The following is a 20376-nucleotide window of genomic DNA, read 5'->3' as shown; positions in this document are numbered from 1 at the left end:
TTTGGACAACCGAACTCTATTTTTAAACGTTTTAATCGCTGGTCAAGTAGTGGTAAGTTACTCACTATATTCAAATTATTATCACTGAATACCGATATGGAATGGCTATTCATCGATGGTTCCCATATTCGTGCTCATCAACATTCTGCGGGTATTGCTGATCAGGCAATCTCTAAAAGTGCAGGAGGAAACTCCTCCAAAATACATTTAGTTGTAGATTCAAATGGGAATCCTATTGATTTCATTATTACTGATGGAACCACACATGATGTTAAGGTCGCACCTGATTTAATTTCAAAACTCGATTTAAATGAGGCAGAGATTGTATGTGCAGATAAAGGTTACGATTCAGAGCCATTAAGACAGCAGATTAGAGCAACTGGAACAAAAGCAAATATACCTAAAAAATCCAATAGCCAATCAAACAATGACCATATGGATTGGTATTTATATAAAATCAGGCATTTAGTAGAAAATATGTTTTGTAGGTTAAAGCAATTTCGAGGAATAGCCACACGATATGACAAGTTAAAACGGAACTATGAAAGTTCTGTTGCATTAGCTTGTATATTTATATGGCTCCCCTTGTAGGTTAAATTATGAACCCTAAATGTCAACAGACCCTATAAAAATGAAGTAAGAAAGCTAATTTTTATAACTGAGATAAAAGTGAAAAAAATAACACTAATTTTTGTATTTTTTGCCTCAATATCTTTTTCCAATGCTGCACCACGACAGCCTGTAAGCGACAAGGAGCATGAATCAAATTGTCGTGATTTAATGGAGATAGCTCATACAGTTATGCAGGAAAAACAAAAAGGAATGTCTTTAAAAGAAATGATCATGCAAATGAATCTGAAAGTAATCAATATTTGTATGAGATGATTCAGTTAATAATTAGAGATGCATTTACTCAATCAGAAAGCGCAGATAAGAATAGACAATTAAGTAACTTTTCATCTAAATATTATCTAGGGTGTATGGAAATGTATAAACCACTATATTGATTTTTCTTAATTCTTTAAACTTGAACCCACTTACTAGTGGGTTAGTTTTTGTCAGGTGGAAACATGAGCATTTCTTTATTATTTGTCAAATTCTGTAGTCATTGAAACTTTATGATCAGTCATAAATTGATAAATGGGTGCTATTGTATTTGGGTCTGATCTTGTATTTTGATAAATTTGGACATTTGGGGTGCCCAATGTTCCATCAATGTTTTCTATGTATGCGGCATAAGAATATTTATTTAAGTTGTCAAAAACCACAATTGCAGCATCAGTATCACATAGGTGTGCTTTACAACCTTGTAATACGACATATTGACCATCTGTTGTAACTTTTGCACCTACAGACAGTCTGTCTTTAAGCTTTTGGAAGTCTTTTTTGGGAATGTTATTTGGAAGAGCTTGTAAAGCAAGTTTGTTTTGAATGGCTATATAAGGGTGCTTACCGACCAAATAGGACATATCATTTTTAAAATTAGCTGCAATTGCACTTGAAGCTATAACTATTAATAAAACACATAAATATTTCATGTTAAGCCCTTTATAAAATGTTAATTATTCTGCCTTGATTATATTGTGAACTATATTTGAGATACTTTAAATTAACAATAGAAGCTGTTCATTTCACAGAGCATTCAAATATTCCTCAATTTGAAAACTCATTTCATCGGGTTTTACATTCATTGTCCATTTTTTATTCTATATTCTAGCTTCATAATTAAAAGGAGATTAGAGTGAAAAAATTAACAATAGCAATACTAACAGGGCTGTTGAGTGTAAGTGGATGGGGTGCTTGTACTTATAATTTTGATGCTTCCCTGATTCAAATACAGACTATAACAGGGTACTCAGTACCCAACCTGGCACTTTTTCCTCAAAATTCAAATCAAAAAGTTGGTCTAACTCTACAATCAGGAATGCCTATTGGATCATCAGGAGATGTTATGATGCATTATAGTACAAGTAGTACTTATGCTAATAACACTATTGAATATGTAAAAACTAAAAGTGGAACACTAGGAGATAAAACACTTCCATCAAATGGTATGATTGCGATAGAGTTTAACTACAAAGTTCCATCAACACTCAGTCAAGGGGGACTGTCCACATCAATTGGTTTTGGTGGAAATATGGAAAATGGTAAAGTGTTTCAAGTAGGAACATTTTACATGAATGGCAATGATGGCAATAATTCTTCTAACAAATTCTGGTTTTCATTATTAGCTGAAGGTACATCACAAGTTAATCTCAATAATTTAAATGGCTCGCAAGTTATAAATGCTACACAGTTACAAAAAATAGGTATCTACATTAATCAAGCATCAAATCAAATTGGTTTAGTTGTAAATGGGGTAAATCAGGGATATGTTTATACACTTCCTAGTAAGGCGAATAATTTCGGAGTGATGTTAACCGCCCTTTCTCAAAATATCGCTATTGAAGATGCTAATAAGCAATTCTCAGTGGAGTTAATAACAGACGCCACGAAAATGACCCAAACATATCCTACAGGCGCAAAAGATGTCTGCGGCAATACTATTTAACCAAATACCCTTTTACTAATTACTAACTCTCTATGTGGGAGTTAGTATTTCTAATAGTAGATATTCAAAATACTATTACTACTACTTTTAAGCACTTCCACTTATACCAATCAAGCCGATGGATGCCAAATCATTGAACAAACCGCAGACTTGTTTTTGCAACTTAGACAGGGCGGGATTGACTTAAAAAACTGATATCGATCTTAAAGACCAATTAAGCGAGCTTCAAAATAACTTACTGTAAATCATGATTATTGATGCTAAAGCATTACCAGTATATGCAACCAATCTAGGTAAACAAAATGTAATAAGGGATGAGCTTGTAGTAGATTGGAAAAGGCTTGAGTTGAATCATCAAGTTTAGAATAAACTTAAATATGGGCACACTTTGCATATAATTTTTGATTAAATTGCAGATTTTTTGATTATTTTAAATGCTATAAGTTTTTACTTCTTGATAATTTCTATAGTTAAAAATATTCATTATTTTCTATTAAGTTACTCTGCTTCTCCGAAAAAACAAGATTATGAAAGTGATGCTGATGATATATGACGAAAAAATGCAAATATCAATATACATCTAGTGCCATATCTGGACTGGAATATTTAAAAACCTACCATCAGGAATGTTTTTACCCTCAAACTTAAAAAAAAGAGATGGATAAGATAGGAAAGCCATTGAAAATTCTAAAGGTTAAATAGATGAAGAACATTTCTGGAAAAGTTGGATATCTCATTCTAAATATTCAATTGCTTTTTGGCTTTTCAACATCTTATGGATATTTGAATAGACATTTAATTGTCACTAACGTCTTTTTTTTTATATTAGCCGCTGTGATTTTTTCAAACGTCATTTTTTTTCATTTTTATACGTATAAAGTATATTGGCATTAATTCTTTTATTTCTATTGCTTTTGCAAGTGTATTAATGGCTTTAATCACCCTTAAAATTAATAAACCTGAGATAGAGTTAAGACCTATTGATTATGCGTTAGTAATGGGATATTTAATTGTAATTTTAAAGCTTTATATAACGACTCCCATAGTTTTAATCATAGAAATTTTATTAAAGAAAAAGTATAAGTTTTAATACTTCTTTGGTGCTGAAAAAATCCCTGCCTTAATTGTTGAGAAAAAGAAGTAATTTCATGAAATTAAAAATATTATTTTGGCTTTTTACTTTAAATCTGTTTGGTATATTTTTAGTTTATATACTTTCATTTATGACAAGAAATAATCACTATGCCATATCTATAGATATGTTTTTTGTAGGTGCATCAGTTGTTTTATTTGCATTAGCACTATTACTCAGAAACACAAAAGCAATATCAATTAGTTTGTTATCTATAGGGCTTGCGGTTGGTATGAATTTTTTTAATATCAGTATTAGCTATCAGAAATGGATTGAGCGTCAGCAACCAGAATTAGGACATAGATAGGCTTTTCACTGTTTTGAAAAAGTGAATAATGAAAAAAAAATCTTAATGATTATTGAAGAAGAGCATAATAGTTCAGTTTCTGCAATGATTTTTATGGTATCTCCATAAAAAATACAGCGAGCCTAACACTTAAGCACAACATAAATTTAACAGTATATCCAGCCTAAATATGGACTGTTAAAAATTTTTTTGGTGGATCATCAAGCATCAACCTTCACTCAATTAAGACAATGTTATCTGATTAAAATTAACTCCCTATTCCCCAGAATTGAATCCCATGGAGCAAGTCTGGCAATTCATCAAGCGGCATTGATTATTAAATCGCTGTTATAAGCGTGATGAGGCTATTGCTCATCAAGCTGTCATAACTTGGAATATGATCTGTTGTAGATAACAAGAAAGATAAGCATTGATTGCAGTCTATTTATGATTCTGAAAATTACATTTAAGTAATATTTAATTTTAAATGTATTAATTCTTTACTATTTCTGATAAGTTTTGTACGGCTTTTAATGCAAATGAGAATACTTATTATTTATGTTTGCATGTTTTTCAAATCTGATCTCGTCCATCCCATGGAATTTTATGTATGAGAAAGTTTAATCTTCGTCCTGTTTCGATAGCGCTTTTAGGTATTACAACAAGCACAGTCTATGCAAATAACAATGCAGAAGTGAATTCTGCTCAACAACTTGCCACTATTGTTGTTTCAGCTGCAGGCTATGAGCAAAAGTTAAAAGATGCACCAGCCAGTATTACGGTGATTACCGAAAAAGATTTAAAAGATAAACGTATAAACTCTATTGCAGACGCGTTAGTCGATATTGAAGGTGTTGATATTAGCCCTCAAGCTGGAAAAACAGGGGGACTGAATATTCGAATTCGAGGAATGGATGCTGAATATTCTTTGGTGCTAATCGATGGTCGCCGTCAAAACAGTACAGGAGATATTACTCCCAATGGATTCGGTGAATCCAACAATAGTTTTATCCCACCGATTTCAGCAATTGAACGGATTGAGGTGATTCGAGGACCTGCTTCTACACTTTATGGGTCTGATGCAATGGGTGGTGTGGTCAATATCATTACTAAAAAAGTATCCAATGAATGGACAGGTAGTTCGACCATAGAAGCAACCTTACTGCCAAACAGTTCTAATTTTGGTAATCAACGTGCTGTAGATTCTTTTATTACTGGTCCAATTATTAAAGACTTACTAGGTATACAACTTCGCACCCGTAAAGCTGAACGGAGCCAGTCCAATGTAGGCTATCTCGATCAGAATGATAACGTTGTAGAGCTAGGAATGGGGAATAATCCGACTAAATCGGATATTGATACGATTGGTGCTCGTTTAACACTAACACCAACCAAGCAGCATGATCTTTCTTTAGAGTATGAAAAAACAGAGCAATGGTACGATAACAGTAAAGCCCAACTGGGTACGCTTGGTGCAAATGGTGGCTACGACAAAGCAAAAGAATTTAACCGAAATCGAATCGTACTTGCGCATACATGGCGTAATAAGATAGGGACTTTAGATTCGAGTATTAGTAATACCCAGACCGAAACAATAGGTCGACTTATTCCATCCCGTGCACAAGCAGGTTCAAACGCAATTAACCCTCGACTTTTAGAGAGTAAAGATACGATTTTTGATACTAAATTAGCGACGCAATATTTTGATGCACACAACATTACCCTCGGTGGACAATGGTGGGATGCCAGTATTAAAGATGGATTAAGGGTAAATAAAGACGTTTCTTTTAAACAGATTGGTGTTTTTGCAGAAGATACATGGGCACTTACTCCAAGTTTGGCTCTCACAACGGGTTTGCGTTTTGATAATCATGATACCTTTGGCTCCTTTTGGACACCTAGAACCTATTTGGTATGGAATGCAAATGATAATTGGACCCTTAAAGGTGGTTATAGTGAGGGATATAAAGCACCTCGCTTAGAACGTTTGACCAATGGGATTTATAATGTTGGTGGACAAGGGCGAACGCCACTTTTTGGTAACCCTAATCTAAAACCAGAAACAAGTCGTAATCTTGAGTTCGGTACTTATTTTAATAATCAATCCAATTTTGATGCCAATATCACTGCATTTTACAGTCAGGTAAAAGATAAGATTGTTATTGGTCCTACAGAGAGAACCTGTGATGCCAAGGACGCTATAATAAAAGCTGATTGTGAAAAATATATGGCAAGCATTGGTACACCATGGTTAATGCAATCTGGTGATACAGGTTCACGTACTTGGAGTGTTAGACGTCCAATCAATGCGCAAAAAGCTGATATTTATGGTATTGAAACTGGTTTAAATTGGGAGTTCGTGCCGACTTGGAAATTGGGATTGAACTATACATGGACTGAAACGGAAATTCAGGATAAAGCACTGGGAAATCCACCTTTAAACGATACGCCTAAACATATTGTGAATGCATCAATGAAATGGCAAGCCGATGATAAAATTCAATTATGGGCGAGGGGTGAATACCGAAGTGAACGTGCGCGTTATACGTCTAGCTATAATAATTTAACAGCAACCGAAAAGGGGGTATATGATGCCCTCGGTGATTTTAAAGCCTATGCTTTAATGCACGTAGGATCAAACTTTAATGTAAATGAGAAGTTGGATATCGGAGTAGGCTTATACAATGTATTTGATAAAAACTTTATTGATTATCAAAAAGTAGGTTCACTTTATTATAATCAGTACAGCAACACGCAAGAAGGTCGTCGAGTTCAATTGAGTACTACCTTTAAATTCTAGCATGAGCTTATATCGAAACTTTATCCTGATAGAGTTTCGATATTTTATAAATTAAAGCATTGATTTTTTGTATTTAAAATTAATCCAAAGAATTTTTATCTTGATGGATACAAAACCATCAATAGGGATCGGGAATATTTAATATTCCCGATCTAACTTACTTGGATTCGGGGGGCGTCATACCAAATTGCAAATAAGCTTGATTAGTCGCAATACGTCCGCGTGCTGTACGCATCGCATAGCCTTGCTGAATCAAATAAGGTTCAATCACATCTTCTAAAGTACCAGAATCTTCAGCCATCGCAGCGGCTAAAGCTTCAACACCTGCTGGACCACCATCAAAGCGTTCTAATAACATCGACAAATAACGACGATCGAGTGTATCTAACCCATCTTTATCAACATTCAGCATATCTAAGGCACGTTGCGCCATTTCTTGAGTGACTTCACCTGTTCCTTTGACTTGTGCATAGTCTCGCACACGACGTAATAAACGGTTGGCAATACGAGGTGTTCCACGTGCTCTTCGAGCGATCTCTTTTGCACCATCAGGTGTAGTAGGCACATCCATTAAATGTGCTGAACGAGCCACAATGTGGGTTAAATCTTCAACGGAATAGAACTCAAGACGTTGCACAATCCCAAAACGATCACGTAATGGAGAAGTGAGTAGACCTGCACGAGTTGTTGCGGCAACCAAGGTAAATGGTGGCAAATCTAGCTTAATTGAACGTGCGGCTGGACCTTCACCGATCATAATATCAAGCTGATAATCTTCCATGGCAGGATAAAGGATTTCTTCAATTACAGGCGAAAGGCGATGAATTTCATCAATAAAGAGCACATCGCCTTCTTCAAGATTGGTCAGCATGGCTGCCAAATCACCTGCGCGCTCCAAAACAGGACCAGAGGTTGATTTTAGATTACCTCCCATTTCACGTGCGATGATATTGGCTAAAGTGGTTTTACCTAAACCCGGTGGACCAAATATCAAAGTATGATCAAGTGCTTCACCACGACCACGTGCAGCGCCAATAAAGATTTCCATTTGCTCACGGACTACAGGCTGACCGATGTAGTCATCCAATGATGTTGGGCGTATGGCACGATCAAAATGATCTTCAGGTTTTTCAGTCCCACTAATTAAACGGTCTTGCATGAGTATTTTGATCTGTCTTATTTATTCATGGATTTGAGTGCAGCACGGATGATGTCGCTTGCTTCAGTATAGTCTGCTTTCACGGCATTAATCAGTTTTTGTGCTTCTAAAGGTTTATAACCTAACGATTGTAATGCTGCTTCAGCTTCAGCAACAGCAGAATTACCTGTAAATTGTATTTGAGCTGTAGTCGAGTTATTTGAAGTGCTGCCTGTCGAAAATGCCTTAAAACGATCACGAAGTTCAATCATTAAGCGTTCCGCTGTTTTGGTACCGACACCTGGAACTTTAACCAAAGTTTTGACGTCACCATTTTCAACAGTATGCACTAACATTTCTACACTTAAGGTAGAAAGAATACCCAAAGCCATTTTAGGACCCACACCGTTTACTTTGAGTAGGGTACGAAAAATGGTTTTTTCTTGCGCGTTTGAAAAGCCATATAACAATTGAGCATCTTCACGAACAGCTAAATGCGTCCATAAGGTGACCTGTTGTCCTTTTTGCAGTTGGCAAAATGTTGAAAGTGGGGTGTCAATTTCATAGCCCACTCCATTAACATTTAAAAGTACTGTTGGTGCTTCTAAAGCGAAGACTTCACCGATAAGACATCCGATCATTGCATTGGTTCACTTAATTTTGTTCATGGTTGAATAGTAGATGCCATTTGCTCTAAACGCAAAATTGCTTTGAGGATTTCTTTACGATTTCGTGCAGATTTTATCCAAGCAGGTAAGCGAGAAAAATAACTGGAATTTCCTGTATTTTGTGTTCTTTCACGTAAATCAGCGAGAATAAAGGATTTGAGTACTTGTAAATGCTCAGGATTGTGTATGTAGAGATTGCCAAGTCGGGTATGCGCAGTCAAATACAGTTTAAGCCCAAATTGCGTATGCTTAAGTCGATTTGCGTTGGCATAGTCGATATCTCGTGGTTTTACGCTGAGTTGAGAAGTCTTATTGCATATAGGACAAATTGCCTTTACATGTGTCACTGGATTTTTAAGATGATATATTTTCTGGTTTACACTGAGTTGAGTTCCACCACAAAAATGACAGCGTTCGGTAACATAAACATAGTAATGACCATTAAATTCTTTATTGTATTCTTTAGAATGACTGTCTAAGTGACGGTTGCATTTACGACACGTAAATACAAAATGCGAAGTGCATTCACAACTGAACGTTGTTTTGTCTAACTTTTGATAATGGATGATTCCTGGGGTTTCGCAGTCAGGGCAATGCACCCATTGATCGGCAAAAATAAACTGAGATTTATACACCCCATCATCAATATAGCGTGATGTCATCAGAAAAACCCTACCTTATTCCCTTGAAGTTCTTGCGCCAAATTATAGGCTTGGTGATCTGAAAACTTACTGACAATATCAAGAACTTGCATAATATTGTCATAGTGATTATCACTAAAGCGTGCGCCAAAACGTTCTAAAATGGACATCAAGCGACCATCTTTAAAACTTAAAGTTTTATGTGGTGTGGTCAGTGGAATAAATGCATCTAAGATATGTTGCAGGCTTTGATGTGCAATAATTTCCAACCCTGACTTTTGTGGATGTTCAAAGATCTTTTCACGAGCGAGGTTTTTGGCACGATCTATTCCCAGTTCAATATCTTCAGAACAGTATTGCAATAAAGAGCCTTTGAGTTGTCCTGATATAATTTGGAAATGTTGCTTTGCAAAAGCAGTCGTGACTTCTTCAACTAAACGTTTCATCACACGACCACGTAATGCTGCAATCTTTTGTTGCCAAGTGGTGTAGGGCATATTTAATTCAGCAGGTACACCAAAATCTCCTAATAAATCAAGAAAAATAGGTTCAACTTCTTCATAAGAAAGCATGTTGAGAATAATCCCATCCTCTAAATCAATTAAGGCATAACAAATATCATCTGCTGCTTCTAATAAATAGGTTAAAGGATGGCGACACCAGCGATATTCACCTAATTGAATTAAGCCAAGTTGGTCTGCAATTTGTTTGAGGATTTCTTTCTCAGCTTGATAACAGCCAAATTTTGCCCGTTTACTAGCAGGTGTATTACCTTGAGATTCTATGGTTTGGGATAACCATGGATACTTTAAGTAAGCTCCTAACGTTGCGTAAGTTAAGCGCATTCCTCCATCATGAGGATGGTAGTCAATTTTGGTCAGCAAACGTAATCCTTGCGCATTACCCTCAAACTGACGAACATCTGCTTGTTGTTCAGAACTTAAGTCTTTTAAAAAATCAGTATGCGCTGCATCGTCAAACCATTCACGAATGGCATATTCACCAGCATGCCCAAAAGGTGGATTGCCAATATCATGTGCTAAACATGCTGCTTGTATGATTGCGCCAACATCGGCTGGGGAAATCCAGATTGGAAGTTCTTTTTGTATTTTTTCGGCTGCCAGCATACCCAATGAACGACCAATACATGAAACTTCTAGAGAGTGCGTGAGTCGTGTATGGATACCATCGTGTTGAGTCAGTGGATGGACTTGAGTTTTACGATTCAGTTGTCTAAAACTTTGTGAAAATATAATGCGGTCATAGTCTTTATGAAAAGGGCTTCGTGCTTGTTCTGTACTTTGTTTCTTACTTCCTAAACGAACAGTTGAGAGAAGTTCTAACCAACGCATTTGAGTCATTTATCATTTATCATTTTTTCGTTAATTGTATGATGCCAAATTTATGGAAGATGTACTAGAGCTGGGCGACATAAGTTGTCCCACTATATTTATATTTGGGCGCGTTTTTCCAAATTTTTTTTCGCCCTAATTTTTGAAGTCTGTTGATACTTCACAAATGTTAGGTCAGGGCTGGTATTTAAGTTCTTTGAGGAAATAGAAATTGTCGTTGATAGTGTGAAATCAAATTTTTATACATGTTTACATTCATTAGTCTTATATGTTCAACTTATTTTATTTTTAATTTTATATATTTAGGAAATAAAATAAAAGTAGCTTGCGTTTTTAGGAGTTCAAATTGGTTAACCCAAAAGAGCCACAACAACAAGATGAAATGAAACAACTGTTAGAGAGTTTTCTAGCAAATGTATTCGCAATAACAATCATAGGTGTGATTGGATTATTTTTATACGGATTCGTACAATTTTTAGCTTCCTTTGAACCTAAAACTCGTTTGAAGTATGCGGATGTAACTGTAGAGGAGAGACTTCGCAACTCACCTAAAATTTTTTATTATTTTTACAGGCAATCAAAATTAATTTTTGCAGAAAAATTACCATTGATAAAATATGATGATTTTCTATGGGTCTACCAAAAATCAACTTATAAACGTTATCACTTTGAAATTTCAAGTTTAGATTTATCACAACAGCAATTTGAAGATATTTTTATTGCTAAATTTAATCATGCTGGATGGGAGTTGATTCAAACTGACCGGGATCGACCTTATCAATTAGACCAAGTAGATTATACTTTTGTGGATCAATTAGGAAATCGAGCATTCGTCACTAAACCCATGCATAATCAAAAAAACTTAAATTTCTGGAAAATTTCAATGGTTGAAAATTCAGGTGTTTACACGTATAAGCAGTGAAAAATTTAACTTAATATCATTGAGTAATTAGAGTAAAGTATGAAAAAAAATTATTTTTATACACAGCAGCTATTTTATTTACAGCATGTAGTCAATCGCATGAAAACAAACAGGGGACAATAAAAGAAAATACGCAGCAGTATGACAACCCAAAAGCAAAGCATGAAGAGAAAAATGATTCAAGAAAACCTAAAGTTACTATAGATCAGCCGATTGCAACTTTTGCTTTTCAGAAAACCTCAGATGGTCATCTAACCAATAATTGTATCTGGACAGATGATCCAGATGCACAAGGAAAAGTGTATTGGAGCATCATACCGAGCAGTATGTTGAATGGAAAATCTAAATTTACTGCAGAGGATATTACGCCAAGCAAAGTAAAAATTGGACAACCAATAAAAAACTGCAATGAAGGTTATCAAAATGAAACAGCAAAATATGCTTATGCGATAGATCATGATGGTGATCTAGTGAATACGATTGCCCTCAAATTAGACAGGATGACAGAAACAGCAGACCACCTTTATACAATTGATCTGAATAAAAACGCATATCCTGAAAAAATTTATGTTTGCTATAACATGGAAAGTTTAGATGTATTTTTTATAGATTCTGTGCCCAAAAATGCCGATTTAAGACATGTAAATGTTGAATTGTCCTATGCAATTGATGGAGAAATTGAACCAGATATTTCATGTGGAAAAGTTTTTTATCAAAAAAGTGGAATCATTGCAAAAGAAGATCCGAAAACAGGGGACTACACATATAGTGCTCAATAATTCAATTGTTACGAATCATGTTTAAAGACGAAAGTCAAAGTAAATCGAATGTTTAAAAGCAAGATTTCAGTATTTTTTAAGTTGGATATGACTAGCTGAAATCTTGCTTTCACAGTAGAATATGCGCTCTCTTCAAGTCACATTGAGGTAGGTTGCCAAAGCCTGCCCGTGGAGCCAAAAACAGCATGTTTATCGTTGCCGGTGCACCTGCACACTCTTCTTTTAAGCAAACACAACTATTAACACGCCTTGCGTCAATCAGTTCTGTTCAATCAATAGAAAGCCAATGGGTTTACCTTTTCGACCAAGCGCTCAACGAGCAACAACAGCAATCTGCTTTACAGCTTTTAAACGATGGTGCATCGTTTGAACTACATCAGGCAACCAGTGATGAAGTACAGATTTTAGTCACGCCACGTGTCGGTACAATTTCGCCGTGGTCGTCTAAGGCAACCGATATTTTTGCCAATTGTAATACGCCTGTACACCGCTTAGAACGCGGTGTTTTGTTTACTTTAAAGGGTATTTCTGAAGTATCTGAAGAAGTGAAACAAGTTTTACATGACCGTATGACAGAAAGCGTTTTCAATAAAATTGATGATGCATCCGCATTGTTCTCAGAAACTGCACCTAAGTCGTTAAACTCAATTGATATCTTAGGTCAAGGTAAAGATGCACTGGTTAAAGCGAACTCTGAATTCGGTTTTGCATTATCAGATGAAGAAATTGATTATTTAACAGCAGCATTTAATAAATTAGGTCGTAACCCACACGACATCGAGTTGATGATGTTTGCTCAAGCAAACTCAGAACACTGTCGTCACAAAATTTTTGGTTCTGAATGGACAATTGATGGTGAAAAACAACCATTGTCATTGTTCCAAATGATTAAAAATACCTATAAAGAATCTCCGACAGACGTATTATCAGCCTATAAAGATAATGCATCGGTGATTGTTGGTTTTGACACGCAACGTTTTTATCCTAAAAAAGATGAAGCAACTGGGCACTATGTTTATAAATATAAGAGCCAAGCTGCCCACATCTTAATGAAAGTGGAAACCCATAACCATCCAACTGCAATCGCACCATTTGCTGGCGCGGCAACAGGTTCAGGTGGTGAAATTCGTGATGAAGGTGCAACTGGTCGTGGTGGTAAACCAAAAGCTGGTTTAACAGGCTTTACAGTGTCTAACCTGAATATTCCGGGTTTTGAACAACCTTGGGAAGAGAATTACGGTAAACCATCACGTATGGCTTCACCACTTCAAATCATGATTGATGGTCCATTGGGTGGTGCCGCATTCAATAATGAATTTGGTCGTCCCGCACTTAATGGTTACTTCCGTACTTTTGAACAAAACGTAAATGGTGAAGTAAAAGGTTTCCATAAACCGATCATGATTGCAGGCGGTTACGGTAATATTCGCCCTGATCATGTCGAAAAAGATGCGATTCAACCAGGTGATTTACTGATTGTCTTAGGCGGTCCTGCAATGCTGATCGGCTTAGGCGGTGGTGCAGCATCTTCTGTAGACAGTGGTAAATTGGGTGAAAACCTAGATTTTGCTTCGGTTCAACGTGAAAACCCAGAAATGGAACGTCGTTGTCAAGAAGTGATCGATGCATGCTGGAGAATGGAAGATTTTAACCCGATCGTATCTGTGCATGATGTTGGTGCTGGCGGTATTTCCAATGCAATGCCTGAATTGGTCAACGACCATGAATTAGGTGCAATTCTTGATCTTCGTAAGATTCCATCATTAGAACCAGGCATGTCGCCAATGGAAATCTGGTCAAACGAAGCACAAGAACGTTATGTGTTGGCAATCAAACCTGAATCATTAGAGTTGTTTGAATCAATCTGCGCACGCGAACGTTGCCCATTTGCAGTACTAGGGGAAGCAACAGAAGCACGTCAACTTACTGTCAATGATCCTTTGTTTGATAACAAAGCGGTGGATATGCCAATGCAAGTCATGCTTGGTGGTACACCACGTATGAGTCGTTCATATGAAACAATTGAACGTAAAGGCAATGCATTCGATGCTTCTAAAGTTGACTTGAAAGATGCAATTTTCCGTGTATTGAAAAATCCAACTGTTGCGTCTAAATCTTTTCTAATTACCATCGGTGACCGTTCGATCACAGGTATGGTTGCACGTGATCAAATGGTGGGTCGCTGGCAAGTTCCTGTTGCCGATGCCGCAGTAACCACAACCAGTTTGCAAGGTTATACCGGTGAAGCAATGGCAATGGGGGAGCGTCCACCAGTCGCATTGTTAAATCCTGCCGCTTCTGCACGTTTAGCAGTTGCCGAAGCAATAAGCAATATCATGTGTGCCAATATTGAACAGATCAGCGATATTAAATTATCAGCAAACTGGATGGCGGCAGCAGGTCAAAAAGGTGAAGATCAAGCATTATTTGAAGGTGTAAAAGCCATTGGTATGGAAATGTGTCCTGCCTTGGGTATTGCGATCCCCGTCGGTAAAGACTCACTGTCTATGCGTACCACTTGGAATGATCAAGGTGAAGATAAAGCAGTCACTTCACCAATGTCAGGTGTGATCACTGCATTTGCACCTGTATTAGATGTACGTAAAACTTTAACACCTGAATTGAAAAATGAAGATTCTGTTTTAGTCCGTATTGATTTATCTAAAGGTCAGTTCCGTTTAGGCGGTTCGATTCTTGCTCAGGTATATAAAGCAATTGGTTCTGTAACGCCAGATGTTGACAGTTTTGACGATTTCAAAGCATTCTTTGCTTTAGTACAAGACTGGAATAACCGTGGTTTAATCAAGGCTTATCATGACATTGGTGATGGTGGTCTATTGGCAACTGTTGCTGAAATGATGTTTGCTTCACGCTTAGGTGTGTCACTTGAAAACCAAACGAATGAAAGCTTATTTGCTGAAGAAATCGGTGCAGTATTGCAAATTTCTCAAGCAGATTGGGCTACTTTGGCTGATGAGGTTGCAGTATCAAGCTTAAGAGATGCGATTGCTGTAGTTGGTACAGTCGATGATTCTGATCAGCTCACTGTCAATGGTCTAGTGCTTGAGCGTGCTGAATTACAACAAGCTTGGACTGAAGTTTCTCATCAAATCCAGCGCTTGCGTGATAATGTAGAAACTGCTGACTCTGAGTTTGCATTGATTGGCGACCGTGAGCATAAAGGCTTAATCGCATTACCAACATTTGATTTAAATGAACCTGTTGAAGCGCCATATATCAACGAACGTCGTCCAAACATGATGATTCTACGTGAACAGGGCGTTAACGGTCATGTGGAAATGGCTGCTGCATTTGATAAAGTCGGCTTCAATACTGTTGATGTCCACATGAGTGATTTACTTTCAGGTCGTGTTGATTTAGATGATTTTGAAGGTTTGGTTGCTTGCGGTGGCTTCTCTTATGGTGACGTTTTAGGTGCAGGTGGTGGTTGGGCTAAATCTGTATTGTTCAATACGAAGTTGCGTGATCAATTTGAAAAATTCTTTAATCGTGACAATACTTTCTCCGTAGGTATTTGTAATGGTTGCCAAATGTTGGCACAGCTTGCACCACTGATTCCAGGTGCAGACAACTGGCCACGTTTCCGTCGTAATACTTCAGAAGTATTTGAAGCACGTGTAGTCAATGTCAAAGTTGAAAAAACGCCTTCTATTCTTTTAGAAGGTATGGAAGGTTCTATTTTACCTATTGCTGTTGCACATGGTGAAGGTCGTGCAGAAACTTCTGCAGAAAACTTTGCTTCACTCAATGCGGGTAATCAAGTTATTTTACGTTATGTTGATAGCTTGGGTAATGCAACTCAACAGTATCCATTGAACCCGAATGGCTCGCCTGAAGCGATTTCTGGTGTAACTTCAAAAGATGGTCGTGCCACCATTATGATGCCACACCCTGAACGGAATTTCCGTGCAGTTCAACATTCTTGGAAACCGGAAGAATGGACTGAAGATGGTGCATGGTTACGTATGTTCCGTAATGCACGTAAGTTTATTGGTTAATTAGATCTATACCAATGCATTGTAAAAGCCCCGTAAGGGGCTTTTTTTAGTTTATGATGTTTGAAAAAATTGAATATGTATGAAAAATGAAAAAAGATTATTGGATGTGACAAGAGTTATTTTGGATAAGTTTAGCAATCGCTATCATGATTATGATGAGTTCTGGGATATAGGTGTATTGTATAGCCATACAAAGTATTTAAATACATCGAGCTTTACTTTTAAATTGTTGAATCAACACCATGACATTAACAATGTTTTTTTAGAGAAAGTTCATCAAAAATTCTCTAAATATTTAGTTCATTATTTAAGTATTCATCATGAATTTCTGACTGATTTAAGTTTGGCTATGATTAAAATTGACTTCGATCGTGATCATCTTTTAAAGCCCTCAACGTTATATGGGGATATTTTTATGTGCAAGTCGAGCTTATAGATCAAAAAGGTCAGTATTTTATTGCTGAGTTGGATGGCTATTGTTGTCCTCACATTGAATGGATTCAACAAAGAAAATTGATTGATTCATTGCCATTAGAACAAAAAAAATTTTACTGGGAAGCTTAGAGTGAACATCAATAAATGCATTGATAATTTGTTACATTTTTTAAGTTGGTTTATTTCTTGCTTGTTATAAATTGTCTATTAAAAGACCAATGTTTTGCCCTAAAGGTGTTCCAACATGTAGCAAGAATGAGGTGATAAAATGATAAGAACAGTAAATTATTCAACAGCAGAAAAGGTCATCCTTCGCCAAAAAGGATGGAAATGGTTTGGTGCAGTTTTACTGCTACAAATAGTAATTATTTTGAGCGCATATTTTATTGCTTAAACAAATACTCTTATTCACATTTAATCGCAAAAGCCACTTGATTGTGGTTTTTTGCATATAATTTTTATAAATGATGCTAAGTATATGTAAATGATAAAAAACATGATGATTTATAAAGTTAATCTTATTTCAAAAATTATTTAACGCTATACTTTCACAATTAATATTATTTTAAATATCAGACAAGCTTATCGCGCTGAAAAAATAATGAAAGTAAATAAAATAGGATTTCGATATGACAAGAATAATCTTTGCGATTTCAATACTTTTTGGGTGGCAATTTACGCATGCTCAAGGCGTTCAAATTGGATCATTAATTGACATCAAAGCTTTGAATTGCGACATGATTTTTCAAAAGCCTGAAAGCAAAATTGCGGGATTATTGCGTGACTTTAGCGCAAATGGACCAAAGCAGGTCAAATTAAATAAATCAAAACAAATGATGACGATTGGAGGGCATACTTATCTGGGAATACAAGGTCATCAGTATTATAAAACAGCACATACTGAACAGGATGATTTAGCGGTTGATACTGATGTTTTTGGGGTTCGACTAATCAAAATTGCATTACAAAAACATCAATTGGCAAATACGCAATCCAAGGGCTATTATTTTGTATTTCGAGGGGAGCCAACCACAGTACTTTATCATTTACGTAAGGTTGTAGGTGACGAATGGAATATTGAAAATGCTATAGATGAAACACCTCAAGGAAATTCAAAATTAAGTTGTGGTTATACAAGTTAAATCATGAATAGAGCTATATTTTTAATTCCCTTTTTCATCTTTTTAACAGGATGTTTTCCTGTTTATAAAACACAAAAGCCGCAACTGACTGTAAATGTTGTAAATGAACGGGGAGTCGCTATTCCTAATGTAAAAGTCGTCTTAGTGACCAGTGTACGTCCAGCAAAAATAGATGACCAATACGATGAAAAGTATAGCAACCAAATAGGCGTCGTAAACTTTGAAAAGCAAGCGCAATGGAAAGTTGAAAGTCTAATGATTCATGGTGTGCAGTTTTACGATTGGCATTTATGTGTGGCAAAAGAAGGCTATATCACTCAAGATTTTATTGATGTCACTAAAAATGAGCAGATTAAAATTATTTTAAAGCAGGGTAATACACCATCAAGACAGTATGCTTATCAGTGCTAAGATGTTAAATATTAATGCTGATTATCATACTTAAAGGTAAATAACTCATAATAAAGCTTGTTCTCTCATGAGCATTTAACAAATATAGTCAACTTGATGAAAAATTCAGACAGTAAAATATCATTTCTCTTGATCACTAAAATGAATGCTATCGATATATTGTTTGATGACCTAAAGCTTGCACTGCCAAGCTTTACCTCCAAAGTTTAAACCGTTTTGCGCAGGCGATACTTTATTTTTCAGAGATGAAAAGTAACAAAAATCTTCCGTTTAACAGGGGGCTTGCGCTGCGAACAAAGCAATGCTTTGTTTTTTTTGCTCATATACTCCCGCTCAACATGGCGACATCCATGTCGCCTCACGATATCAAGACCATCTATGATTCAAAAGGGCAAAATATATGAATGATCAAAATCTTCTAAGGAGTATAAAGGTTATTGAATATCAATGATTGATCGCAAAGTACTTGTATGAATCATTAGACAGTTTGACTATAGGCATAAAAAAACCACCCAAAGGTGGTTTTAGTCATCTTAAAAAATTAATGTGTGGCATCAAAATTATAAGATTTTTGTTTTTCAGTATCGAATTTGCCTTCCCATTTACTGATCACAAGAACAGCAAGTGCGTTACCGATCACATTTAATACTGTACGTGCCATATCTAAGATACGGTCAATACCCGCAATAAATGCCAAACCTTCTAGTGGTATACCCACACTTCCCAATGTTGCCAGTAGCACAACGAAAGACACGCCTGGAACACCTGCGATTCCTTTAGAGGTAATCATCAGTGTAAGCACTAAAACAATTTGTTGTGTGATGGTTAAATCAATACCATAAAGTTGAGCAATAAAGATTGCCGCAATACTTTGGTAAAGTGTAGAACCATCTAGGTTAAATGAATAACCAATTGGTACAACGAAACTGGTGATTGACTTAGGCGCACCATAAGCTTCCATTTTTTCCATCATACGAGGTAAAACGGTTTCAGAGCTTGCAGTCGAATAAGCAAGTATCAATTCATCTTTTAAGATTTTGATAATTGTCCAAATACTGAAACCACAGAATTTAGCCACAAAACCAAGCACGATAAAGATAAAGAATAGAATTGCTGCATAAACCAATACTGCCAGTTTAATCAGTGGCAATAAAGAACTGAAACCAAAGTTTGCGACAGTGGCAGCGATCAAGCCGAAAACACCAAACGGTGCAAACATCATGATCATATGCGTTACTTTAAACATGGTTTCAGAAACAGCTTTTAATACATCGATTAAAGGCTGTTTGGTTTCTTTAGATAATGATCCAAGACCGATACCAAAAATCACTGCAAAGAAGATGATTGGCAACATATGCCCATCGCTCATTGCAGCAAAGATATTCGGTGGAATAAGTGAAAGAACGGTATTCACTAAACCATGAGCTTCATGACTGACTTCCTGTGTCGTTTCTTTATATTGAGAAATATCAGAAGTTGTCAGTGTAGACATATCAATGCCTGCGCCTGGCTGGAATACATTCGCAGCAACCAAGCCCACAATGATGGCGACGGTCGTAATAATCTCAAAGTAAACAATGGTTTTTAAACCTAATTTACCGACACTTTTACTGTCACCTGCATTGGCAATCCCTAAAATCAGCATGGAAAGCACAAGTGGGATTACAATCATTTTGATCAGATTAATAAAAATCTTACCCAATGGTTGTAGAAAGTTTGCAACGATGTCATTACGAAGTTCAGGAGAGTTGTGCAAGAATGCACCAACAAGGATACCTAAGAAGAGCGCAATAACAATTTGCCAAGCTAGGCTAATTCTCATTTTCTTCATACTGAGCCCTTAAAATTCAGATTTTGGCGAAAAGAAAACTCTATCAAAAAAATGAAAAAAAAATCCCGCTAAAGTATGTGGGTACTTTAGGGTGGGAGATTCTGAACATTCAGAGTATTTTGAAAATGGTGTATTCTGACGCTATTTGACTCTGTAATACTAATATTTTTATTCAAAATGCGTTTAATTGATTAAAAATAATTCAGTTTGATTAAATTATTCGATTTTATTGTGAAATTTTATTAATTATATAAATTATATTTTACATA

Annotated in this window: 18 protein-coding genes; 12 read left to right on the top strand and 6 right to left on the bottom strand. The window is 36.2% G+C overall.

Annotated features, from left to right (window positions below):
- A partial coding sequence (locus tag ACINWC743_RS04585) for an IS5-like element ISAbe13 family transposase (protein WP_009584513.1) occupies nucleotides 1-591 on the top strand: 591 nt, incomplete at its 5' end.
- Between the two features lie 78 nt (nucleotides 592-669).
- Nucleotides 670-885, top strand: coding sequence for a hypothetical protein (locus ACINWC743_RS24745; RefSeq protein WP_035300313.1), 216 nt, complete (start codon nucleotides 670-672; stop codon nucleotides 883-885).
- 200 nt (nucleotides 886-1085) lie between these two features.
- Here ACINWC743_RS24745 and ACINWC743_RS04575 read toward each other — a convergent pair whose 3' ends face one another.
- Entirely contained in the window at nucleotides 1086-1538 is a 453-nt protein-coding gene (locus ACINWC743_RS04575) for a hypothetical protein (RefSeq protein WP_009584519.1), read from the bottom strand.
- A 203-nt stretch (nucleotides 1539-1741) separates the two neighbouring features.
- Here ACINWC743_RS04575 and ACINWC743_RS23505 point away from each other — a divergent pair, with 203 nt between their 5' ends.
- The 3 genes from ACINWC743_RS23505 to ACINWC743_RS04560 all read left to right on the top strand — a co-directional run bounded on the left by ACINWC743_RS23505 (nucleotide 1742) and on the right by ACINWC743_RS04560 (nucleotide 6769).
- On the top strand, nucleotides 1742-2551 hold the full coding sequence (locus ACINWC743_RS23505; RefSeq protein ID WP_009584534.1) for a DUF4882 family protein: 810 nt from the start codon (nucleotides 1742-1744) through the stop codon (nucleotides 2549-2551).
- A 1148-nt stretch (nucleotides 2552-3699) separates the two neighbouring features.
- Nucleotides 3700-3990, top strand: a complete 291-nt coding sequence (locus ACINWC743_RS04565; RefSeq protein WP_035300310.1) for a hypothetical protein — start codon at nucleotides 3700-3702, stop codon at nucleotides 3988-3990.
- Between the two features lie 589 nt (nucleotides 3991-4579).
- Nucleotides 4580-6769, top strand: coding sequence for a TonB-dependent receptor domain-containing protein (locus ACINWC743_RS04560; protein WP_009584533.1), 2190 nt, complete (start codon nucleotides 4580-4582; stop codon nucleotides 6767-6769).
- 157 nt (nucleotides 6770-6926) lie between these two features.
- Here the strand turns inward: ACINWC743_RS04560 and ruvB are convergent, their stop codons facing one another.
- Genes ruvB through ACINWC743_RS04540 form a run of 4 tightly spaced genes read right to left on the bottom strand, consistent with a single transcriptional unit; the run spans nucleotide 6927 to nucleotide 10577 of the window.
- Nucleotides 6927-7928, bottom strand: a complete 1002-nt coding sequence (gene ruvB / locus ACINWC743_RS04555) for a Holliday junction branch migration DNA helicase RuvB (protein ID WP_004824631.1) — start codon at nucleotides 7926-7928, stop codon at nucleotides 6927-6929.
- Nucleotides 7929-7945: 17 nt separating this feature from the next.
- Nucleotides 7946-8548, bottom strand: coding sequence for a Holliday junction branch migration protein RuvA (gene ruvA, locus ACINWC743_RS04550; RefSeq protein ID WP_005032363.1), 603 nt, complete (start codon nucleotides 8546-8548; stop codon nucleotides 7946-7948).
- A 23-nt stretch (nucleotides 8549-8571) separates the two neighbouring features.
- On the bottom strand, nucleotides 8572-9237 hold the full coding sequence (locus tag ACINWC743_RS04545; protein ID WP_009584539.1) for a hypothetical protein: 666 nt from the start codon (nucleotides 9235-9237) through the stop codon (nucleotides 8572-8574).
- Entirely contained in the window at nucleotides 9237-10577 is a 1341-nt protein-coding gene (locus tag ACINWC743_RS04540) for a deoxyguanosinetriphosphate triphosphohydrolase (protein WP_009584529.1), read from the bottom strand. Before ACINWC743_RS04540 ends, ACINWC743_RS04545 begins: the two co-directional genes overlap by 1 nt.
- 337 nt (nucleotides 10578-10914) lie before the next feature.
- Here ACINWC743_RS04540 and ACINWC743_RS04535 point away from each other — a divergent pair, with 337 nt between their 5' ends.
- The 7 genes from ACINWC743_RS04535 to ACINWC743_RS04510 all read left to right on the top strand — a co-directional run bounded on the left by ACINWC743_RS04535 (nucleotide 10915) and on the right by ACINWC743_RS04510 (nucleotide 18276).
- Nucleotides 10915-11490 carry a hypothetical protein gene (locus tag ACINWC743_RS04535; RefSeq protein WP_009584524.1) on the top strand — a complete coding sequence of 192 codons (576 nt, stop codon included), beginning with the start codon at nucleotides 10915-10917 and terminating at the stop codon, nucleotides 11488-11490.
- Between the two features lie 299 nt (nucleotides 11491-11789).
- Nucleotides 11790-12269 carry a hypothetical protein gene (locus ACINWC743_RS24740; protein WP_228129100.1) on the top strand — a complete coding sequence of 160 codons (480 nt, stop codon included), beginning with the start codon at nucleotides 11790-11792 and terminating at the stop codon, nucleotides 12267-12269.
- Nucleotides 12270-12454: 185 nt separating this feature from the next.
- Entirely contained in the window at nucleotides 12455-16288 is a 3834-nt protein-coding gene (purL, locus tag ACINWC743_RS04525; RefSeq protein ID WP_009584507.1) for a phosphoribosylformylglycinamidine synthase, read from the top strand.
- 79 nt (nucleotides 16289-16367) lie between these two features.
- Nucleotides 16368-16724, top strand: coding sequence for a hypothetical protein (locus tag ACINWC743_RS04520; RefSeq protein WP_009584511.1), 357 nt, complete (start codon nucleotides 16368-16370; stop codon nucleotides 16722-16724).
- 267 nt (nucleotides 16725-16991) lie between these two features.
- Nucleotides 16992-17117: a KGW motif small protein gene (locus ACINWC743_RS25060; protein ID WP_009584508.1), complete on the top strand. Its 126-nt coding sequence runs from the start codon at nucleotides 16992-16994 to the stop codon at nucleotides 17115-17117.
- Between the two features lie 235 nt (nucleotides 17118-17352).
- On the top strand, nucleotides 17353-17865 hold the full coding sequence (locus ACINWC743_RS04515; protein ID WP_009584514.1) for a hypothetical protein: 513 nt from the start codon (nucleotides 17353-17355) through the stop codon (nucleotides 17863-17865).
- Between the two features lie 3 nt (nucleotides 17866-17868).
- Nucleotides 17869-18276 (top strand): hypothetical protein, encoded by a 408-nt coding sequence (locus ACINWC743_RS04510; protein WP_009584541.1) that lies wholly within the window; start codon nucleotides 17869-17871, stop codon nucleotides 18274-18276.
- A 541-nt stretch (nucleotides 18277-18817) separates the two neighbouring features.
- Here ACINWC743_RS04510 and gltP read toward each other — a convergent pair.
- Entirely contained in the window at nucleotides 18818-20107 is a 1290-nt protein-coding gene (gltP, locus tag ACINWC743_RS04505; protein ID WP_004824615.1) for a glutamate/aspartate:proton symporter GltP, read from the bottom strand.
- Nucleotides 20108-20376: the final 269 nt, after the last annotated feature.

The organism is Acinetobacter sp. WC-743 (assembly GCF_000335555.1).
Classification (GTDB): Bacteria; Pseudomonadota; Gammaproteobacteria; order Pseudomonadales; family Moraxellaceae; genus Acinetobacter; species Acinetobacter bereziniae.
Note: the sequence above shows the minus strand (reverse complement) of the source record. Positions and strands in the feature narration are given on the sequence as shown.

Coding starts and splice junctions, on each gene's coding strand:
- ruvA (WP_005032363.1), bottom strand. CDS start 8,548: ATGATCGGATGTCTTATCGGTGAAGTCTTCGCTTTAGAAGCACCAACA.
- purL (WP_009584507.1), top strand. CDS start 12,455: ATGTTTATCGTTGCCGGTGCACCTGCACACTCTTCTTTTAAGCAAACA.
- ACINWC743_RS04545 (WP_009584539.1), bottom strand. CDS start 9,237: ATGACATCACGCTATATTGATGATGGGGTGTATAAATCTCAGTTTATT.
- ACINWC743_RS25060 (WP_009584508.1), top strand. CDS start 16,992: ATGATAAGAACAGTAAATTATTCAACAGCAGAAAAGGTCATCCTTCGC.
- ACINWC743_RS04540 (WP_009584529.1), bottom strand. CDS start 10,577: ATGACTCAAATGCGTTGGTTAGAACTTCTCTCAACTGTTCGTTTAGGA.
- ACINWC743_RS04520 (WP_009584511.1), top strand. CDS start 16,368: ATGAAAAATGAAAAAAGATTATTGGATGTGACAAGAGTTATTTTGGAT.
- ACINWC743_RS04560 (WP_009584533.1), top strand. CDS start 4,580: ATGAGAAAGTTTAATCTTCGTCCTGTTTCGATAGCGCTTTTAGGTATT.
- ruvB (WP_004824631.1), bottom strand. CDS start 7,928: ATGCAAGACCGTTTAATTAGTGGGACTGAAAAACCTGAAGATCATTTT.
- gltP (WP_004824615.1), bottom strand. CDS start 20,107: ATGAAGAAAATGAGAATTAGCCTAGCTTGGCAAATTGTTATTGCGCTC.
- ACINWC743_RS04515 (WP_009584514.1), top strand. CDS start 17,353: ATGACAAGAATAATCTTTGCGATTTCAATACTTTTTGGGTGGCAATTT.
- ACINWC743_RS04510 (WP_009584541.1), top strand. CDS start 17,869: ATGAATAGAGCTATATTTTTAATTCCCTTTTTCATCTTTTTAACAGGA.
- ACINWC743_RS04575 (WP_009584519.1), bottom strand. CDS start 1,538: ATGAAATATTTATGTGTTTTATTAATAGTTATAGCTTCAAGTGCAATT.
- ACINWC743_RS04565 (WP_035300310.1), top strand. CDS start 3,700: ATGAAATTAAAAATATTATTTTGGCTTTTTACTTTAAATCTGTTTGGT.